The organism is Kribbella sp. NPDC002412 (assembly GCF_053592935.1).
Genome location: NZ_JBSFBL010000008.1, coordinates 135,752 through 152,969, shown reverse-complemented (window position 1 = coordinate 152,969; position 17,218 = coordinate 135,752). Strand labels below are relative to the sequence as shown.

General features: G+C 69.3%; 17 protein-coding genes. 4 read left to right on the top strand and 13 right to left on the bottom strand.

Going from position 1 to position 17,218, the window contains the following annotated elements:
* The first annotated feature begins 6 nt into the window (after positions 1-6).
* The gene (locus ACWCOV_RS09415; RefSeq protein WP_449828815.1) at positions 7-747 is read left to right on the top strand and encodes a TetR/AcrR family transcriptional regulator; all 741 of its coding nucleotides are present in this window, start codon (positions 7-9) and stop codon (positions 745-747) included.
* Here the strand turns inward: ACWCOV_RS09415 and ACWCOV_RS09410 are convergent.
* The 9 genes from ACWCOV_RS09410 to ACWCOV_RS09370 form a co-directional block, all read right to left on the bottom strand.
* Entirely contained in the window at positions 735-1,367 is a 633-nt protein-coding gene (locus ACWCOV_RS09410; protein ID WP_449828761.1) for a nucleoside/nucleotide kinase family protein, read from the bottom strand. The genes ACWCOV_RS09415 and ACWCOV_RS09410 overlap by 13 nt on opposite strands.
* The gene (locus tag ACWCOV_RS09405; protein WP_449828760.1) at positions 1,336-2,031 is read right to left on the bottom strand and encodes an urease accessory protein UreD; all 696 of its coding nucleotides are present in this window, start codon (positions 2,029-2,031) and stop codon (positions 1,336-1,338) included. The genes ACWCOV_RS09410 and ACWCOV_RS09405 overlap by 32 nt, the downstream gene beginning before the upstream one ends.
* The gene (gene ureG / locus ACWCOV_RS09400) at positions 2,015-2,728 is read right to left on the bottom strand and encodes an urease accessory protein UreG (protein WP_449828759.1); all 714 of its coding nucleotides are present in this window, start codon (positions 2,726-2,728) and stop codon (positions 2,015-2,017) included. The genes ACWCOV_RS09405 and ureG overlap by 17 nt, the downstream gene beginning before the upstream one ends.
* The gene (locus ACWCOV_RS09395) at positions 2,721-3,383 is read right to left on the bottom strand and encodes an urease accessory protein UreF (protein WP_449828758.1); all 663 of its coding nucleotides are present in this window, start codon (positions 3,381-3,383) and stop codon (positions 2,721-2,723) included. Before ACWCOV_RS09395 ends, ureG begins: the two co-directional genes overlap by 8 nt.
* On the bottom strand, positions 3,383-5,080 hold the full coding sequence (locus ACWCOV_RS09390; protein WP_449828757.1) for an urease subunit alpha: 1,698 nt from the start codon (positions 5,078-5,080) through the stop codon (positions 3,383-3,385). The genes ACWCOV_RS09395 and ACWCOV_RS09390 overlap by 1 nt, the downstream gene beginning before the upstream one ends.
* Entirely contained in the window at positions 5,073-5,399 is a 327-nt protein-coding gene (ureB, locus tag ACWCOV_RS09385; protein WP_449828756.1) for an urease subunit beta, read from the bottom strand. The genes ACWCOV_RS09390 and ureB overlap by 8 nt, the downstream gene beginning before the upstream one ends.
* Before the next feature lie 10 nt (positions 5,400-5,409).
* Positions 5,410-5,712 carry an urease subunit gamma gene (locus tag ACWCOV_RS09380; RefSeq protein WP_449828755.1) on the bottom strand — a complete coding sequence of 101 codons (303 nt, stop codon included), beginning with the start codon at positions 5,710-5,712 and terminating at the stop codon, positions 5,410-5,412.
* On the bottom strand, positions 5,709-7,349 hold the full coding sequence (locus ACWCOV_RS09375) for a purine-cytosine permease family protein (protein ID WP_449828754.1): 1,641 nt from the start codon (positions 7,347-7,349) through the stop codon (positions 5,709-5,711). Before ACWCOV_RS09375 ends, ACWCOV_RS09380 begins: the two co-directional genes overlap by 4 nt.
* Positions 7,350-7,452: 103 nt before the next feature.
* Complete coding sequence (locus ACWCOV_RS09370) at positions 7,453-7,848, bottom strand: MarR family winged helix-turn-helix transcriptional regulator (RefSeq protein WP_449828753.1); 396 nt, start codon at positions 7,846-7,848, stop codon at positions 7,453-7,455.
* A gap of 152 nt (positions 7,849-8,000) precedes the next feature.
* Here ACWCOV_RS09370 and ACWCOV_RS09365 point away from each other — a divergent pair, with 152 nt between their 5' ends.
* On the top strand, positions 8,001-9,053 hold the full coding sequence (locus ACWCOV_RS09365; RefSeq protein WP_449828752.1) for a substrate-binding domain-containing protein: 1,053 nt from the start codon (positions 8,001-8,003) through the stop codon (positions 9,051-9,053).
* Positions 9,054-9,234: 181 nt separating this feature from the next.
* Here the strand turns inward: ACWCOV_RS09365 and ligD are convergent, their stop codons facing one another.
* Genes ligD through ACWCOV_RS09350 form a run of 3 tightly spaced genes read right to left on the bottom strand, consistent with a single transcriptional unit; the run spans position 9,235 to position 12,550 of the window.
* Positions 9,235-10,215 (bottom strand): non-homologous end-joining DNA ligase, encoded by a 981-nt coding sequence (gene ligD / locus ACWCOV_RS09360; protein WP_449828751.1) that lies wholly within the window; start codon positions 10,213-10,215, stop codon positions 9,235-9,237.
* A 39-nt stretch (positions 10,216-10,254) separates the two neighbouring features.
* Entirely contained in the window at positions 10,255-11,364 is a 1,110-nt protein-coding gene (locus ACWCOV_RS09355; RefSeq protein ID WP_449828750.1) for a branched-chain amino acid aminotransferase, read from the bottom strand.
* Positions 11,365-11,374: 10 nt separating this feature from the next.
* Positions 11,375-12,550 (bottom strand): helix-turn-helix domain-containing protein, encoded by a 1,176-nt coding sequence (locus ACWCOV_RS09350; RefSeq protein WP_449828749.1) that lies wholly within the window; start codon positions 12,548-12,550, stop codon positions 11,375-11,377.
* 177 nt (positions 12,551-12,727) lie between these two features.
* Here ACWCOV_RS09350 and ACWCOV_RS09345 point away from each other — a divergent pair, with 177 nt between their 5' ends.
* Positions 12,728-13,114 (top strand): hypothetical protein, encoded by a 387-nt coding sequence (locus ACWCOV_RS09345; RefSeq protein WP_449828748.1) that lies wholly within the window; start codon positions 12,728-12,730, stop codon positions 13,112-13,114.
* Between the two features lie 85 nt (positions 13,115-13,199).
* Positions 13,200-13,955 carry a transcriptional regulator TrmB gene (locus ACWCOV_RS09340; protein WP_449828747.1) on the top strand — a complete coding sequence of 252 codons (756 nt, stop codon included), beginning with the start codon at positions 13,200-13,202 and terminating at the stop codon, positions 13,953-13,955.
* On the opposite strand, the gene ACWCOV_RS09335 is transcribed toward ACWCOV_RS09340, so the two are convergent.
* Positions 13,952-16,957: a S8 family serine peptidase gene (locus ACWCOV_RS09335; protein WP_449828746.1), complete on the bottom strand. Its 3,006-nt coding sequence runs from the start codon at positions 16,955-16,957 to the stop codon at positions 13,952-13,954. The two genes, ACWCOV_RS09340 and ACWCOV_RS09335, sit on opposite strands and share 4 nt — an antisense overlap.
* Positions 16,958-17,218: the final 261 nt, after the last annotated feature.

Genomic DNA, 17,218 nt, shown 5'->3' with positions numbered 1-17,218 from the left:
GTGGAGATGAGTGAGCTGCCGGCCGACGTGGCGTTGATGTGGCGGTTGCGAGAGGGCAGCCGGCGCGGGCCGAAGCCGTCACTGACCATCGAGGACATCACCCGGTCGGCGATCGAGCTCGCCGACGCCGAGGGGCTGGCCGCGGTCTCGATGGCGCGGGTCGCCGAGCGGCTGGGCAACTCGACGATGGCGCTCTACCGGCACGTGAAGAGCAAGGACGAGCTGCTGGTGCTGATGTCGGACGCCGCGCTCGAACGCCCCGAGCCACTGCCCGAAGGAACCGACTGGCGCACCGGCCTGACGTTGTGGGCGGAGGGCGTGATGGTCGCGATCCGCAAGCACCGGTGGTACTCGAAGGTCCCGATCTCCGGCCCGCCCGCCGGGCCGAACAACCTCGCCTGGTTCGACGCCGCACTCGGCGCCCTGAAGGACACCGGGCTCCCCGAGGAGGCGAAGGTCGGCGTCGTGATGGGTCTGATGACGTATGTGCACGGCGAGATTCGGCTGTCCCTCGACCTGGCCGCCGGGTTCGCCGACAACCCCTCCGCCTTCAGCGCGTACGGCGCCGTCCTGGCCCGGGTCGTCGACCCCCGCCAGTTGCCGGCGCTGGCCCGGGTCCTGGACGCCGGTGTCTTCGACACGGTCGGCGCCTTCGAGGAAGAGTCGGGCCAGGACTTCGACTTCGGCCTTCAGCTCTACCTGGACGGCGTGGAGCGCTTCATCGAGCGCGTCTGTCAGGACAGCTGAACGATCGCGTCCGCGGAGTGCGCGGTGGCCGCGATCCGGCGGGCGTTCCGCTCGTCGGTGCCGTAGGTGCGGGCGTGGGCTTCCTCGGGGGAGCGGCCGTACCGGCGGTGGCGGGCTTCGAGCCGGTCGTGCCGCAGTTGCTCGGGCACCTCGACGTACCAGCACTGGTCGAGCAGCGTCCTGATGGTTGCCCACGGCATCTGTTCGAGCAACAGGTAGTTGCCCTCGGTCACGACCAGCGTGATGTCCGGCGCGACGCCGATGCTCGCTGCGATCGAGTCCTCGATCCCACGGTCGAACCGCGGCGCCCAGATCTGCTCGTCCGGAGCCTCCTTCAACCTGGTCAGCAGGGCGACGAATCCGTCCCCGTCGAAGGTATGCGGCGCTCCCTTCACCTCGGCGAGCCCGAGCTCCTCCAGCACGGACTGCGCCAGGTGGTACCCGTCCATCGGCACCAGCGCGACCTTGTGCCCGTCGGCGACCAGCTTCGCCGTGAGCTGCTCGGCGTACGTCGACTTCCCGGCCGCAGGCGCGCCGGTGATCCCGAGGATCGCCCGCCGCCCCTGCGTGGCAAGGCCGACGGCACGGTCATACGCGGCGGCCGGGTCCAGTCTCTGCACCCGACGATCCTAGGTCGCTCTCGTGCTGCTCGTTCACCAGCCGGCGCGTGATGGACCCGCCTCCAGCGAGCTGCATGGTGCTCGGGTCGTCCGGCAGCCGGAAGCCGAGCGAGGTGATGGTGTCCAGGCAGCGGGCGTCCCCGAGAACAGCCCAACCTCTGCGAGTTGCGGGCGAGAGAGCAAGGTCCTCGGCCAGCATCAGCTCGTCACCGATCCACGCTCGCGTGGTCGTTTGCAGCGAGCCGCCGACTTCGCCGTACCGCCCGAGGACCAGCGACTCGCGCAGCTCAGCCGTGCAGCCGGGCTCCAGGTGTACTGCGGTCGAGCGGGTCACGGCCGCATCCGCGGAGACGACGAACGGTTCGCCGTACCAATGCAAGCTCGCCCTGTCGGACAGCCGGATGTCGACGTCCCACCGGGCCGACCCTCCACGCATCCCGTACGCGACCGTCCCGGCCGTCTCGATGATCTCGACCCTGCGGGGTCCGGAGACGGCGACCTCGATCCGCACCTCGTCCCCGGCGAGCAGCAGCGCACCGGCCGCCACCAACGCGATCCGCACCACACCAGGCGGAGCGGGCAGCCGTCGAGGTGCGAGGTGATCGGTGCTCAGGACGCACCGATCACGGTCCGGATCCGCAACGACCTCAATGCGCGTGGACATGGGTGATGACTTCGCCGTTCTCGCCGACGTGGGAGTGCGGCGCCATCGGACCGGGGTCGACCGGCGTGTGCCCGCCGCCGCGGACGATCGACGTCATCGACACGACCCACTCCTTCAACCGCGCGACCGAGGCGGGATCGTGGCGGGAGAGCGCCAGTACCGGCTTCCCGTCGCGCGCGGCCTCGGCGTCCTTGACCATCCGCTCGACGTCGACCCCGACGTACGGCGAGAGATCCGTCTTGTTGACCACGAGCAGGTCCGCCCGCGCGATCCCCGGCCCACCCTTGCGCGCGACGTCTCCACCACCCGCGACGTCGAGCACGAAGATCTGCGCATCCACCAGCGCGGGGGAGAAGGTCGCGGTCAGGTTGTCGCCCCCGGACTCCACGAGTACGACGTCCAGCGGCGCGAAGTCCCGCTCGAGATCCTCGACGGCGATCAGGTTCGGCGTCACGTCGTCCCGGATCGCGGTGTGCGGGCAGGCCCCGGTCTCCACCGCGCGGATCCGTTCCGGATCGAGCACGCCGGCCGACCGCAGCAGCCGGGCATCCTCGTCGGTGTAGATGTCGTTGGTGATCACGCCGAGCCGGAGCTCGTCGGCGAGCTCGCGGCAGACCGTCGCGATCAACGAGCTCTTCCCGGTCCCGACCGGCCCGGCCACTCCCAGCCGGAACGACCGCGTGCTGTGCTCATGCATGGAACAACCTCATTCTCTCGGTGGCGTGGTTCTGGGCGAGTACGTCGATCAGCGGCGCACCGTCGGCCGGGAGCTTCTCGAGCTCGGTCAGCGGCGCGACGTCGGTGACGAGTCGCTCGATGTCGTCGTGCAGACCGGCCAGCCAGCCGGCCGCGTCGGCCGGGTCGACCGGGAGGAGCTTCAGCGAGGCGGACACGACCGTCTGCGCGTCGTCGTACGCGACCAGCCGCGCGACCTGCTCCGCTGACAAGCCGGTGACCGCCCCGATCACCCCGACGACGATCGGCCGCGCAACCTCGCTGTCCGGCCGGAGATACCGCAGTACCTCCGGCCAAACCCGGCCGGCCAGCCGCAGGTAGGCCCGGCCCTGCCGCCGGGACACCGCCCGCAACACCTGACTTGGAGTCCTGGCTGCCCAAGCCTTCTCCAGGACTTCGAGATCTGTGAGTCGACTCGCCAGCACTGCCACCGCAGCCTCCACCCGGGTGACGGTCCGGAGGCGATCCCGGGCGTAGGCCGCGACGTCCGCGAGTTGCTTGCCATCAGCGCCCAACCCGGCGCGGACGGCCGGCTCGAGACCGGCCGACTGCGTGTGCCCGCCGGTCGGCAACCGCCCGTCCGCGAGCATCAGCGCGACCACTTCCGGCGACGTCATCAGAACATCGCATAGAGCTGGGCCAGTGGCAGCACCTCGGCCGGCGCCGGCTCGACCAGGTCACCGTCGACCTTGATCGCGAACGTCTCCGGATCGATGTCGATCCTCGGCAGCGCACTGTTGTTCTTCATGTCCGCCTTGCCGATCTCGCGTGTCGGCCGTACGGCGAGCAGCCGCCGACGCAGCCGCAGCCGCTCGGCCAGCCCGTCGTCGAGCGCGGCGGGCGAGACGAACGTGAACGACAGGTCCGCCCCGATCGCGTCCCCGAACGCGGGCCGCATCAGCACCGGCTGCGGGGTCGGGATCGAGGCGTTCGGATCACCCAGCGCGGCCCACGCGATCGCGCCGCCCTTGATCACCAGGTTCGGGCGGACGCCGAAGTACCGCGGGTCCCAGAGGGTGAGGTCGGCCAGCTTCCCGGCCTCCACCGAGCCGACCACGTGGTCGATGCCGTGGGCGACCGCCGGGTTGATCGTGTACTTGGCGACGTACCGCCGGGCCCGCTCGTTGTCGGCCCTGTCGCCGAGCGACCCGCGTCGTGCCTTCATCACGTGCGCGACCTGCCAGGTCCGGGTGATCACCTCGCCGATCCGGCCCATCGCCTGGGCGTCCGACGAGGTGATCGACAACGCGCCCAGGTCGTGCAGGATGTCCTCGGCCGCGATCGTGGTCGCCCGGATCCGCGACTCCGCGAACGCGAGATCCTCCGGCACGTCCGGGCTGAGGTGATGGCAGACCATCAGCATGTCCAGATGCTCTGCGACGGTGTTGACAGTGTGCGGCAACGTCGGGTTGGTCGAACCGGGAATGACGTGCGGGTACGACGCGATCGACAGGATGTCCGGAGCATGGCCACCGCCCGCGCCTTCGACGTGGAACGCGTGGATCCCGCGGCCCGCGATCGCGTTCAGCGTCGACTCGACGAAGCCGGCCTCGTTCAGGCTGTCTGCGTGCAGCGCGACCTGGAGTCCCCAGTCGTCCGCGGCTCGAAGCGCGGCGTCGATCGCGGCCGGTGTCGAACCCCAGTCCTCGTGCACCTTGTAACCGGCCGCACCGGCGAGCGCCTGCTCGGCCAGTGCCTCTGTGCTCACCGTGTTCCCCTTGCCCAGCAGCAACACGTTGAGCGGGAACGCGTCGAGGCTTCGATGCATCTGCTCGAGATGCCACGCGCCGGGCGTCACTGTGGTCGCCTTCGAGCCCTCGCTCGGTCCGGTCCCGCCGCCGACGATCGTGGTGATCCCGGTCGCGAGCGCCTCGTGCAACTGCGATGGCGAGAGCAGGTGAACGTGGGAATCGATCGCTCCCGCCGTGAGGATCCGGCCCTCGCCCGCGATCACGTCGGTCGACGGTCCGATCCGGAGCTCGGGGTGCACGCCGTCGGCGATGTCGGGATTCCCGGCTCGGCCGAGGGCGACGATGTGGCCGTCGCGGATCCCGACGTCGGCGCGCACGATGCCCCACCAGTCGAGGACGAGCACGTTCGTGATGACGGTGTCCGGCGCGCCTTCCGCGCGGGTCGTCGTACCTTGGCCCATCGACTCGCGGATCGACTTGCCGCCGCCGAACACCACCTCCTCACCGCCGACGGTCAGGTCCTGTTCGACCTCGATCCACAGGTCGGTGTCGCCGAGTCGGACCTGATCCCCGACCGTCGGTCCGTACAGCGCGGCGTAGGCCTCGCGGGAGAGCTCAACCATCGCGCTTCACCTGGATCCCCGGGACCAGCCGGTTGCCTCGCAGCGCCACGAGGTCCACTTCGCGGGAGGCGCCGGGCTCGAAGCGTTGCGACGTACCGGAGGGGATGTCGAGGCGGAAGCCTTGGGCTGCTTCGCGGTCGAAGGACAGCGCGGTGTTGGCGTCGGGCAGGTGGAGGTGCGAGCCGATCTGCACCGGACGGTCGCCGGTGTTCACGATCACCAGCCGCAGACGCTCACTGTCCGAACGATCTGCGTTCAGCCGGATGGTGCCAGGTGCGACCCGAACGGCTCCTGGGCCGGAGCTGTTGAGAGATGCCATGAGGCTCCGTTCAGATGATCGGATGGTGGATGGTGACGAGCTTGCGGCCGTCGGGGAACGTTGCCTCGACCTGGACGTCGGTGAGGAGCTCGGCGACTCCGGGCAGCACGTCGTCACGGGTGAGGACGGTGCGCCCGCGTTCCATCAGGTCGGCGACCCGGGCGCCTTCGCGGGCGCGCTCGAGCACCCAGGTGCTCAGCAGCGCGACCGCTTCGGGGTGGTTGAGCCGGACTCCCCGGGCCAGCCGGTCGCGAGCGACCATGCCGGCCACGGAGAGCAGCAGCTTCTCGACTTCGGCGGGACTGAAGTTCACGGCGCGGCCGGGAGGACGTGGTCGGCCACCTTGTCGGTGCTGAGGCAGAGCGAGCACACGGCCGCGTCATGGGTCTGGCACGCGGTCATGTCCGGCCGTTCATAGTCCTGCCGGCACACATGACACGTGAGTACGGCGCCCGACGGGTTGCCGTACTCGTCGTACATCGGCAGGTCGAGACCGTCGTCGGTACGACGCAGGTAGTACTTGCCCCGCGTGACGACGGCCAGGATCGGTGGCAGCACGACCGCGAGCCCGATCGCGACCAGCGGCGAGTACGGCTTGATCGTGTCGCCGAGACCGCCGAAGAAGACCAGGATCGAGACGCCCGCGGCCGCGGCCATCGAGACGAAGCCGACCGGGTTGACGGCGTACAGCATGCCGCGGCGGAACTCGGGCTCCTTCGGTGACAGCTTCAGCAGGTACTTGTTGAAGACGATGTCGGAGGCAACGACCACGATCCAGGCCATCCCGCAGTTCGCGTAGAAGCCGAGGATGGTGTTGAGGAAGTCGAACATGTTCGCCTCCATCAGCACCAGCGCGATCACCAGGTTGAAGGCCAGGAACACCAGCCGGCCGGGGTAGTGCCGGGTGACCCGGGTGTAGGAGTTGGTCCACGCGAGCGACCCGGAGTAGGCGTTCGTCACGTTGATCTTCACCTGGCTGATCACGACCAGTACGACGGCCAGCGTCATCGCCAGCCACCCCGGCAGGAAGCCCTGGTAGATCTCCAGGAACTGGTGCACCGGCTGGTTGGCGATCGCGGACGAGTCGGCGACGTTCGCGATGAGGTAGACCGCCAGGAACAGGCCGATCGCCTGCTTGAGCGCGCCGAAGATCACCCAGCCCGGGCCGGCCAGCAGCATCGCGGTCCACCAGCGGCGGGAGTTCTCCGGCGTCTTCGGCGGCATGAACCGCAGGTAGTCGATCTGCTCGGCGATCTGCGCGATCAGGGACAGGCACACGCCGGCCGCGAGCAGCATCGAGCCGACGTTCGCGTCGGCGCCGTAGTTGAAGAAGGTCGACACCGAGTCCGGGTGCGAGACGACCAGGTAGACGAACGGCAGCACCATCAGGACCAGCCACAGCGGCGTCGTCCACACCTGCAACGTGGACAGCACTTTCATGCCGTAGATCACCAGCGGGAAGATCACCAGCGTGGAGACGGCATAGCCGAGCCACAACGGGATGTGTAGCCCGAGTTCGAGGCCCTGGGCCATGATCGAGCCTTCGAGCGCGAAGAAGATGAACGTGAACGACGCGAAGATCACGTTGGTCACGACCGACCCGTAGTACCCGAAGCCGCTGCCGCGGGTGATCAGGTCAAGGTCGATGTTGTAGCGGGCGGCGTAGTACGCGAGCGGCAGCCCGGTCACGAAGATCACCACGGCGAAGATCGCGATCCCCCAGAGCGCGTTCGTGGTTCCGTACGCGATGCCGATGTTCGCGCCGATCGCGAAGTCGGCCAGGTAGGCGATCCCGCCGAGGGCCGAGACGGCGACGACGCCGGTCGACCACTTGCGGTAGCTGCGCGGCGCGAACCGGAGGGTGTAGTCCTCCAGGGTCTCGCGGGTCGCGGTGGACTGTGTGGGTGGTTCGGCAGTGGTGCGGGGTTCGATCGAGGGTTCGACAGTCATGGCGGAACTCCTGCGGCACCTTCGGGCGGTGGATGCTCCGGCTCGCCCGGCGACGCTGCCGGGGGTGGATGCACCCGAATGGAAGGAACCTAGGAACGGGTTGTTACCGCCGTGTTGCCGAACCGCTACCTTCGTGTATTTCCATCTGGAAGTAATTCGCGAGGTCCGCCTCGAGGTCGCGCTGCACGGTCGCGATCCGGCCGGCGACCGTCGCGCCGACGGGGGAGAGGGCGGTGACGATCCGGCGCTTGTCGTCCGGGTGGATGCGCCGCAGCACCAGGCCGCGCTCGACCAGCTTGTCCACGTGCCGGGTCAGGCTGGCGGCCGGCAGGACGGCGGCCTCGGCGAGCACCGACATCGGCTGGCCGGGCTCCTCGTACAGCGCCGACATCACCCGCCACTGCTCGATGGACAGCCCGAACTCGTCGAGCAGCGGCTGCAGGCCGGTCTCGATCCGGCGTTCGGTCTGCTTGAGCAGCAGGAGCAGGCTGGACGGCATCCACTCCTCCTCGGTTCGGCTGGTGGGAAATATAGCCGTTCGCTCGAAAGTGCGCCTCCGATTCGGCCACACTGGTCGGATCCCGGCACCGATCGGCTCCCGGGACTGGTCGGATCCGGGACTGGTCGGATCCCGGGCTCGAGGAGGTGACTGTGCGGCGTTCTGACGTGGTGTCGATCGCGTTCGTGGTGCCGTTGCAGGGGCCGACCGGGATCTACGGGCCGTCCTGTCTGGCGTGTGGTCAGCTCGCCGTCGAGCAGCTCAACGCACGCGACGGCATCGCCGGTCGCCGGGTCGAGCTCGTCCAGGTCGACGCCGGTCGTCCACCCGAGGTCGTTGCCGAGGAGGTCGGCCGGCTGGTCGACACCGGCCGCGTCGATGCGGTGGCAGGCTGGCACATCTCCGCCGTACGGGTTGCTCTCACCCGGCGGATCGGCGGGCGGGTCATCTACGCCTTCGCCGCGATGCACGAGGGCAGCGACGACACCCCGGGTGTCTTCATGCTCGGCGAGCGTCCGGTCAACCAGTTGCTCCCGGCAACCCACTGGCTGCGGGAGCACCGCGGCGCCCGGCGCTGGGTGGTCGTCGGCAACGACTATGTCTATCCGCGCGTGACGGGTTCGGTGGCCCAGGAGGCCTTGCAGGGAACGGGATCCGAGATCGTCCAGTCGGCGTACGTGCCGCTCGGCACCTCGGACTTCCGCGAGGTGTTGGAAGGCCTGTCCGGTGCCAAGGCGGACGGCGTGATCATGCTGCTGATGGGGCAGGACGCCGTCCACTTCAACCGCCAGTTCGCCCGGCAGGGTCTCAGCGAGAAGCTGCTGCGGCTCAGTACGGCGATCGAGGAGAACACCCTGCTCGGCGCCGGGCCGGGCGCCAACGAGGGTGTCTACGCGGCAGCGGCGTACTTCGACGGGTTGGAGACCGTGGAGAGCGGCGAGTTCGCCCAGCAGTACTACGCGCGCTTCGGCCGGTTCGCGCCGGCGCTGAACGCCGTGGGGGAGTCCTGCTACGAGGCGATCCGCTTCCTTGCCCGGCTGGGCGAGGTGAGCGGATCGATCGCCAGGTCGGCCGCGTTGCCCACCGGCCACTTCTACGACAGCCCGCGCGGCCTGATGCGTCTCGACGGCAACCTCGTCGACCAGGACGTCTACCTGGCCGCGGCCGACGGGCTCGAGTTCCGGATCCAGGAGCAGATCGCCTAGGACCGCCAGGCCATCACAATCGTGGCTCTCGGCAGGGTCGCCGGTGGGAGGCGACTCCGCGAGCGCCCATTGTGATGGTGTGGCGGTCCGCCCAGGCCAGGTAGCTGTCCGGCCGGGGGTCGAGCACTTCTCCCAGCTGCCCAACCCGCTGGTCGTGATCTCGGCGCGACGGATCGACTGATCAGTCCTCGGGCGGAGGGGGCTCCTCGGCTCCCTCACGTTCGTCCCGCTCGGCCCACTCCAGGAGCGTGTCGAGAGAGTAGGCGGTGTCGTCGATCGTCTCGTGCAGGTCGCCGAGCTCGGCGAACCGGGCCGGCACCGTCTCGATCGTGAACGCCTTCGGATCCACGTCGTCGATCTCGTCCCACCGGATCGGCGTCGACACCGTCCCCTCCGGGTTCCCCCGGACCGAGTACGCACTCGCGATCGTGTGGTCCCGCGCGTTCTGGTTGTAGTCGACGAACAGCTTCTTCGGATCGCGATCCTTGCGCCACCACGTCGTGGTCACGTCGTCCGGAGCCCGCCGCTCGACCTCCCGCGCGAACGCCAGCGCGGCCCGCCGTACGTCGGAGAATCCGTGCTCCGGCTTCACCCGCACGTAGATGTGGATGCCGGAGCCACCAGAAGTCTTCGGATAACCCACGACCCCGAGCTCGTCCAGAACCTCGTGTACGACGTGCGCGACCTGGCGGACCCGGTCGAACGGGCACTCGGGCATCGGGTCGAGGTCGATCCGCCACTCGTCCGGCTTCTCGGTGTCGGCGCGACGGGAGTTCCACGGGTGGAACTCGACCGTCGACATCTGCACCGCCCACGCCACGTGCGCGACCTCGGTGACGCACAGCTCGTCCGCCGTACGGTTGTAGCGCGGGAACTTCACCCGCACGGTCTCCATCCACGGCGGCGCCCCGTGCGGCAACCGCTTCTGGTGCACCTTCTCCCCGGACACGCCCTCGGGGAACCGGTGCAGCATGCACGGCCGCTCGCGCAGCGCCCGCACGATCCCGTCGCCGACCGACAGGTAGTACTTGACCAGATCCAGCTTCGTCTCCCCGCGCGCCGGGAAGTACACCCGGTCCGGATTGGAGATCCGCACCGTGCGCTCACCCACCTCCAGCTCAACCGCCGGAGTCTTCGACTTCCCCGCCTTGGACTCAGCCATGTGGCCAACCTAACCGCCGCGGGGGACAACTGGCAGTAACTACGCCAGCCGGGTCAACCAGCCACGCTCGTCGGGGACCCGACCGTACTGGAGGTCGAGGAGGGAGGAGCGGATCGACCGGGTGACCGGGCCGACGCCGTGGTCCACCGAGTGGTCGCCGATGGTGAGGTCGCCGTCGGGCCAGGCCAGCCGGCCGATCGGGGTGATCACGGCAGCGGTGCCGGAGGCAAAGACCTCGGTGATCTCGCCACTGCGGACACCGTCCTTCCACTCGTCGGCGGACACCTGGCGCTCCTCGACCTTGTGACCGAGGTCGGCGGCGAGCTCCAGCACTGAGGCCCGGGTGACGCCTTCGAGGATCGAGCCGGACAGCTCGGGCGTGACGATGCGGCCGTCGGCGTAGACGAAGAACATGTTCATGCTGCCGATCTCCTCGAGCCACTTGTGCTCGACGGCGTCGACGAACGCGACCTGCTCGCAGTTGTTGGCGACCGCTTCGGCCAGCCCGGCCAGGCTGGCGGCGTAGTTCCCGCCGCACTTGGCTGCGCCGGTGCCGCCCGGCGTCGCCCGGATGGTGGAGGTGGTCAGCCAGATCGACACCGGCTTGGGGCCGGTGTCGAAGTACGGGCCTGCAGGGGAGGCGATGACGCCGAACAGCACCTCACGCGCCGGCCGCACGCTCAGCGCTGCCTCGGTGGCGATCATGTAGGGGCGCAGGTAGAGGCTGGTCTCGCCGCTGTCGGCCGCGGGAACCCACGGCTCGTCGACCGTCACCAGCGCCCGGAGCGCCGAGACGAAGGCGTCCTCCGGCACCTGCGGCAGCGCGAGCCTTGCTGCGCTGGCGGTGAACCGTGCGGCGTTGCGATCGGGCCGGAACGCCCACACCGATTGGTCCGCGTGCCGGTAGGCCTTCAGCCCTTCGAAGATCTCCTGCGAGTAGTGCAGTACGGCGGCAGCCGGGCTCACCGTGAGCGGTGCGTACGCGGTCACCTTCTGGTCGTGCCAGCCACGGTCGACCGTCCAGTTCGCCACCACCATGTGGTCCGTGAACGCCTGCCCGAACGCCGGCTTGGCCAGCACCGCCGTCCGCGTCTCCGCGCTGGCCGGATCGTGTCGCACCTCAACCGCAAAGTCCCAGGTCTCACTCACCTCCGGCACGTTACCCCTGCCGCTGGAGTGTGCTCGACCCAGTGCCCACTCTGCGGCCATCGAGGTACAGCTGCCGCCTCAGCACCTCCTGCAGATCCCACGCCGCCGCCAGCCCGGGCTCCCGCTCGCGTACGACGCTCAGCACGCGCTCGGCGGCGTCGTACAAGTAATAGGTGTGCCACTCGTCCGGCAGCTCCACCAACACCCGCAGCGCCAGCGCCACGCTCGCGGCGATCTCGCCGTCCACCGCCAGACACTCGGCCAGCCCGAGCTCCACTCCGGCACGTTCACCGAGCCACGCTTCCGGGCACTCCTCCAACGCTCGCCCCAGCAGCACGCATCCGGCGCCGCCGTACCCAAGACGTGCGCAGATCCGCCCCTCGGCCCAGCGCACCTGGTACGACGCCCAGTCCGTCAGCCAAGCGTCCGTCGTCCTGGCTGCGGGCACGACGTCCGCAACACTCAGGAGCTCCTGAAGAGCCCGGTGTGCCTCGGCGCCGCGACCCAGCTCGGCGAGCACCTGCGCTCGCGCCGCGTGCGCCTGCAGGACGGAGCCCGGTGTCTGCCCTCCGACGGTCAGGGCCTCTTCGGCGAGCTCGAGAAGCTGAGGCAGCGGTCGCCGCTCCGCGAGCCCGCTGGCTGCCTCCAGCGCACGCACCGAGCTGCGGACGGATTGCTCTGCCGAGCTGTCCGCAGCGGACCGCGCCGTCTGCCACCAGCGCCTGGCCGCGTGCGCCTGCCCGAGGCCGGTCAAGGTCAGCGCGATGAGCGCGGTCAGTCGCGCGACCTGGGTCGGCATGCTCGCCGGCAGCGCACGGAGATCCATGATCAACTCCGGCAGCAGACACCCAGGCGGAACGCTGCGGAAGTCCTCGAGCCCGGCATCGACGATGCCGAAGGACTGGACGAGCTCGTGCCAAGCCGCCTGCAGCGGATCCGCTGGTATCAGCGAGTCGGCCGGCTGCAGCCGGGCCCGGCTCTGCTCGAACGCAGTGGTCAGCCGGCTCCCAGTGCCGAGCTCGCGATCACAGAGCCGTGCCAAGTCGGCAGAGCCGGGCCGCTGGCCGCGCTCCACCTGCGACAGGTAGCTGTGGTCGTAGCCGACCCGGCCGGCCAGTTGGCGCAGGCTCAAGCCGACTGCCTGCCTGCACTGCCGCAACTGCGCGCCGAACGCTGCCTCAGCCACAGGACCACCCCCGTTTGCACTTCGAGCTCATGTGGTGCGTGCCCAAGACAGTACAAGCCCACGCCGACAAAACGCTGCCAGAACCCTTGCAGGCAAGGACATGCGGGCTGTGGGCTGTTCACACAGCCCACAGCCCACACCTGTTGTGAACAGCAGCCGCTGGGCAACAGTGCAGAGGTGAACACGACGCAGCGGCACCCTCGCCTCTTCCGACTGGTCCGCCACGTCCACGCCTCCGGCATCCACGCCACAGGCACCCTCGCCGAAGGCGTCCAGTGGTCCGACGGAGCCGTAGCCCTGAGATGGCGCGGCCCCTGGCCCAGCACCTCCACCTGGGACGGCGGCATCGAAGCCCTCCTGGCCGCCCACGGCAACGGCGGCCGCACCCAGGTCCACTGGATTCCGAGCAGCCCACAGCCGGTGCCCAGCCGGGCTGGGCCGGTCGCCGGTCGTCCGACGCAGAGCGCCGTACAGATCAGTCCGTTCTGGCTGCCGGCCCCGGCTCCCGACGGCTGCTGCTCCCGCTGCGGGCAGCCGTGGCCGTGCCCTGGACTGTGTCCTTGACAGCTGAGTGAGACATCGCTGCCGGGCCTCTGCTAATTCGGTTTAGTGTGAGGTCGGTTGTTTGCCGGTGTGGGGAGGAGTCGTGGTGGCGGACGGGGCGGTGGTGGATCCCCTGGACGAGCTGGACGCGCAGTTGTCGAGGCTGCGGACGGTGGCGGACGAGCTGCGCGGAGCCCGGGGCCGGCCGGTGCTGGAGGGGAATCAGGTTGAGTTGATCGAGGACGGGCCGACGCTGCTCAGGGCTTACGAGGAGTTGCAGAAGAGTTCTGAGCGGGAGGTGCGGGTGCTGGATCGGCCGCCGTACGTGACGCCGCCGTCGACGCAGCAGCGGCTGGAGCTGGAGCGGTTGGCGGACGGGGTCGAGTACCGGGCGATCTACGGCACCGAGGTGTTCGAGTCCGAGGACATCATGGGGGTGCTGCCGGAGCTGCAGTCGGCGGGTGAGGTGAGCCGGGTCCTGGCCCAGGTGCCGATGAAGATGGCCGTCGGGGACGACCACACCGCGCTGATCGGGCTGACCAAGCGGGCGCCGGCCGAGTCCAACCTGCTGATCCGGTCGTCGGGGTTGCTGGACGGGCTGATCGCGACGTTCGAGATGCTGTGGGCGCTGGCGATCCCGATGCCGGCGTTGCTCGCGAACGGGGAGGTCCCGGCCCTGCGGTCGCCGGACCGGGACATCCTGCTGCTGCTCGCGGGTGGCGCGACCGACGACATGATCAGCCGGCGGCTGCGGATCAGCCCGCGGACGACCCAGCGCCGGGTCCGCGCGCTGATGGAATCACTCGGCGCGCAGACCCGGTTCCAGGCGGGCGTCCAAGCCGCCCGCCGTCGCTGGATCTAGTTGATGGTCACGACCGTGCCGGCCCGGTTCGGGAACTCGACGAAGCCGGTGGAGCGCTGACCGGTCGGCAGACCGGACCAGGATGCGGTGACCTGGAAGGGGCTGAACGCGGCCGGTGCGGCTGTCGGGGTGACCTTGAGGGCGCTGCCCGCAGTGGACGTCACCACGTTGGTCTGCATCGTGTACTTCGTGGTGTCAGCACCAGGCGGGTTGGTCAGGGTGATCGCGAGAACACCCCACACGCCCGGAGCCGGTGCGGCGAGCGTCGCGGAGGCCTGGTTGGACCCGTTGCCCACGAACGACAGCAGCTGCTTCTGACCGTTCACGACCTTGTAAAGCACCAGCCAGATGCTGCCGGCCGGGTCGACGGTCTTGATGTTCCACTGCACGGCCTTGCTCTGCGCCGTGACGGTCACCGGGTAGTCGGGCAGGTCCGCATCCGCAGCCCCAGCCGGCACTGCACCAGGTACGAGCGGAGCCGACACAACGCCGTACGCCCTGATCGGTGAGCCGGCTTTGCCGACGGTGGCCTGGAAGCTCGCCGTGCCGGAGGCGCCGGCGCCGCCGACCTCGGTTGGCGCGAGGACAGAGGTCGGTACGACGGCGATCGGGCTGCGGACCGCCTTGCCGGCACCCTGCCAGGTCAGCCAGCCGCTGGTGGTCTCACCGGACGCTGCCGTGTCGAGGGTGAGCTTGACCGTGAAGGTCTTGGTCTGACCGGCGGCCGTGAAGTTCAGGATCGACGGGATCACCGTCGCCTTCATGCCGGGAACAGTGACCGTGGCTCGGTAGAGCCCCGGGGTCACTGCGGTCACCCGCCGGGTGATGGTCTGAGTGCCGAGCAACTGCCCGACCGCGATCGACGGAGCGTTGTAGTCGCTCGGGTCGACAGCCGGTACGCCGGTACCGGTCGCGACACCACTGCCCTCGAGGTAGCTCAGCCAGTCCACGTCACCGGAGTCGTAGACCAGACCCGGGTCGAGCATCTTCGACGGCTGCACCTCACCAGCACCCCGCGCGAACGGGTCGCTCTCGACCTCGCCAGTAGAAGACAGTACGTCGGTAGCCGTCGTCATCAGTGCGGACTTGACCGCCATCGGCGACCAGTCCGGGTGCTTCGACAGGTACAGCGCGGCCAGACCGGCGATGTGCGGCGCGGCCATCGACGTACCGGAGTAGAACGCGAAGCTGTGTCCGTCGTTGCTCGGCGGTGCGACCGCGGCAAGCACGTTCACACCGGGAGCAGCGATGTCAGGCTTCAGAAGGTCACCATTGCTCGACGTCGACGGGCCGCGCGACGAGAAGTCGGCCATCTGCGGGTACGGCTCGTTCTGCCCGCTGGTGTTGCCCGGCACGAGCTCTGCCGTGGCGTTGGCACTGGTCGCATACGCCTTGACCGTCAGCGCCGACGGGACGTTGAGGTGCACGGTCGGTACGACGTGCGAGTCACCGAGCGCGTCCTGGTCGAACACGTTGAGCAGGACCATCCCGACACCACCGGCACGGAGTACCTCGGCGGACTTGTCCACCCGGGCGCCCACACCGCGCTCGCAGACGACGATCTTGCCGCCGGTCTTCGCCGGGTCGAGCGTGCCGGGCAGACAGCCCAGCGCATCGGCGTCAGTGGCCGACGCGGTCTTGACGGCCGGGCCGGTCACCAGCGGACGGGTTCCGGTGTTCGCCGCGATGCTCGTGCTCACCCCGGCGTACTTCTGCCCGTTGCCCAGCACCACAGTGCCCGCGTACGGCGCTACGGTGCTGGCGCCGACCGTGGTCACCCACGGGGAGGTGTTGTCGAGCGTCGACGCGTACGGACCGGAATTGCCGCCCGCCGCGGACACGAAGATGCCGGCCGACGCCGCGGACAGGAACGCGAGCTGGACCGGGTCGGTGTGCGCGGACTCGAAGATAGAGCCGACCGAGTAGTTGATGACGTCGACGCCGTCGGCCACGGCCTGGTCGATCGCGGCCAGGATGTCGGAGGTCAGGCCGCCGGAGTTCTTGCCGTCCTTGCCCTCCCACAGTGCCTTGTAGACGGCGATCTTGGCCGCCGGGGCGACACCGGAGATGGTGCCGAAGTTGATGCCGCTCTCCGCGACGTCGATGCCGGGCTTGCCCGCTGCGGTGGAAGCGGTGTGGGTGCCATGGCCGTTGCCGTCCCGCGGTGAGGCGTAGTCGGCGCGCTGGTCCGGTGGGACCAGGTTGAGCCAGCCGTCGCCGAAGTACCGGGCGCTGATGAGCTTGGTGTTGCACAGGTCGGCGGTGAAGCTCTCACCGGTCTCGCAGCTGCCGGTGAAGGTGTTGCCGTCGGCCTTCTGCATCACGGTGCTGGTGCCGGAGCGGTACGGCCGGTAGGGGTCTGCGGTGGTCGGGGGCTGGGTGCCGAGCGCAGGGCCCGAGAAGGACGCGCTCTCCGGCCAGACGCCGGTGTCCACGACGCCGACCACGACACCCTTGCCGGCTTGCGCCGTACCGCCGAGGGTCTTCCAGATGCCGTCGTTGCCGGACAGCTTCAGGAAGTCCGCGGGCTTGCGGTCGTCCAGAGCCTTGTGCAGCTGGTCCGGGACCACGGAGACCACGCCTGCCGTCTTGCTGAGCTCGTTGACCTGCTGGGAGGTCAGCGAGGCGGTGAACGCATTCAGAGCGGTCGAGTAGTCCTGGCTGACCTTCGCACCGACCTTGGCGGCGACCTGTGCGTGCTTGGCGCCGAGGAACGAGCGGTAGCGCTTGGAGTCCGTGCTGTTGACGTCTACCTTGCGGCCCTTGGCCGGCTTGGTCGCCTTCAGCCCGCTGACGCCGCCTTGGTACGTCGCCAGTGGCTTGTCGGCCAGTGTCACGACGTACCGGCCCGGTGCGAACGTCGGCAGCCCCATCGAGGTGGCCTCTGACCCAGGCGGCGGTGCGGTCGGTGCTGCCGAGCCTGGTGGAGCCACCAGGGCGGTGGTGATCAGCGCGGCGCCCGCTAGCAAAGCGGTGCGCCGGCGCAGGTTGGGATGGTTCACGTGATGCCTCCACGGGAGGGACGCGCGCCTCGGGCGTCCCGTAGTCCTGACCGCCGGCTGTAGCCGCGGTCGCCCGCCCCCGAGCTCCGGACGACGAAGAGCCTGCCAACTCGTAGCGCCGGCTACACGGGTTTGGCTTCAACTGGCCGCTGGCGAAAACCTGCCAAACAACCGGCGACGGGGTCCCGACAGCGTCGGGAAGCCGACAGCGGCAGCGCATTGACCTGGAAGTTACGGAGCGTCTCTACTTAATGAACTCCA

Bases quoted from the DNA above. Each gene is read 5' to 3' on its own strand.
- ACWCOV_RS09415 (WP_449828815.1), top strand. From the start codon at position 7: ATGAGTGAGCTGCCGGCCGACGTGGCGTTGATGTGGCGGTTGCGAGAG.
- ACWCOV_RS09405 (WP_449828760.1), bottom strand. From the start codon at position 2,031: ATGTCCACGCGCATTGAGGTCGTTGCGGATCCGGACCGTGATCGGTGC.
- ureG (WP_449828759.1), bottom strand. From the start codon at position 2,728: ATGCATGAGCACAGCACGCGGTCGTTCCGGCTGGGAGTGGCCGGGCCG.
- ACWCOV_RS09395 (WP_449828758.1), bottom strand. From the start codon at position 3,383: ATGACGTCGCCGGAAGTGGTCGCGCTGATGCTCGCGGACGGGCGGTTG.
- ACWCOV_RS09390 (WP_449828757.1), bottom strand. From the start codon at position 5,080: ATGGTTGAGCTCTCCCGCGAGGCCTACGCCGCGCTGTACGGACCGACG.
- ureB (WP_449828756.1), bottom strand. From the start codon at position 5,399: ATGGCATCTCTCAACAGCTCCGGCCCAGGAGCCGTTCGGGTCGCACCT.
- ACWCOV_RS09375 (WP_449828754.1), bottom strand. From the start codon at position 7,349: ATGACTGTCGAACCCTCGATCGAACCCCGCACCACTGCCGAACCACCC.
- ACWCOV_RS09370 (WP_449828753.1), bottom strand. From the start codon at position 7,848: ATGCCGTCCAGCCTGCTCCTGCTGCTCAAGCAGACCGAACGCCGGATC.
- ligD (WP_449828751.1), bottom strand. From the start codon at position 10,215: ATGGCTGAGTCCAAGGCGGGGAAGTCGAAGACTCCGGCGGTTGAGCTG.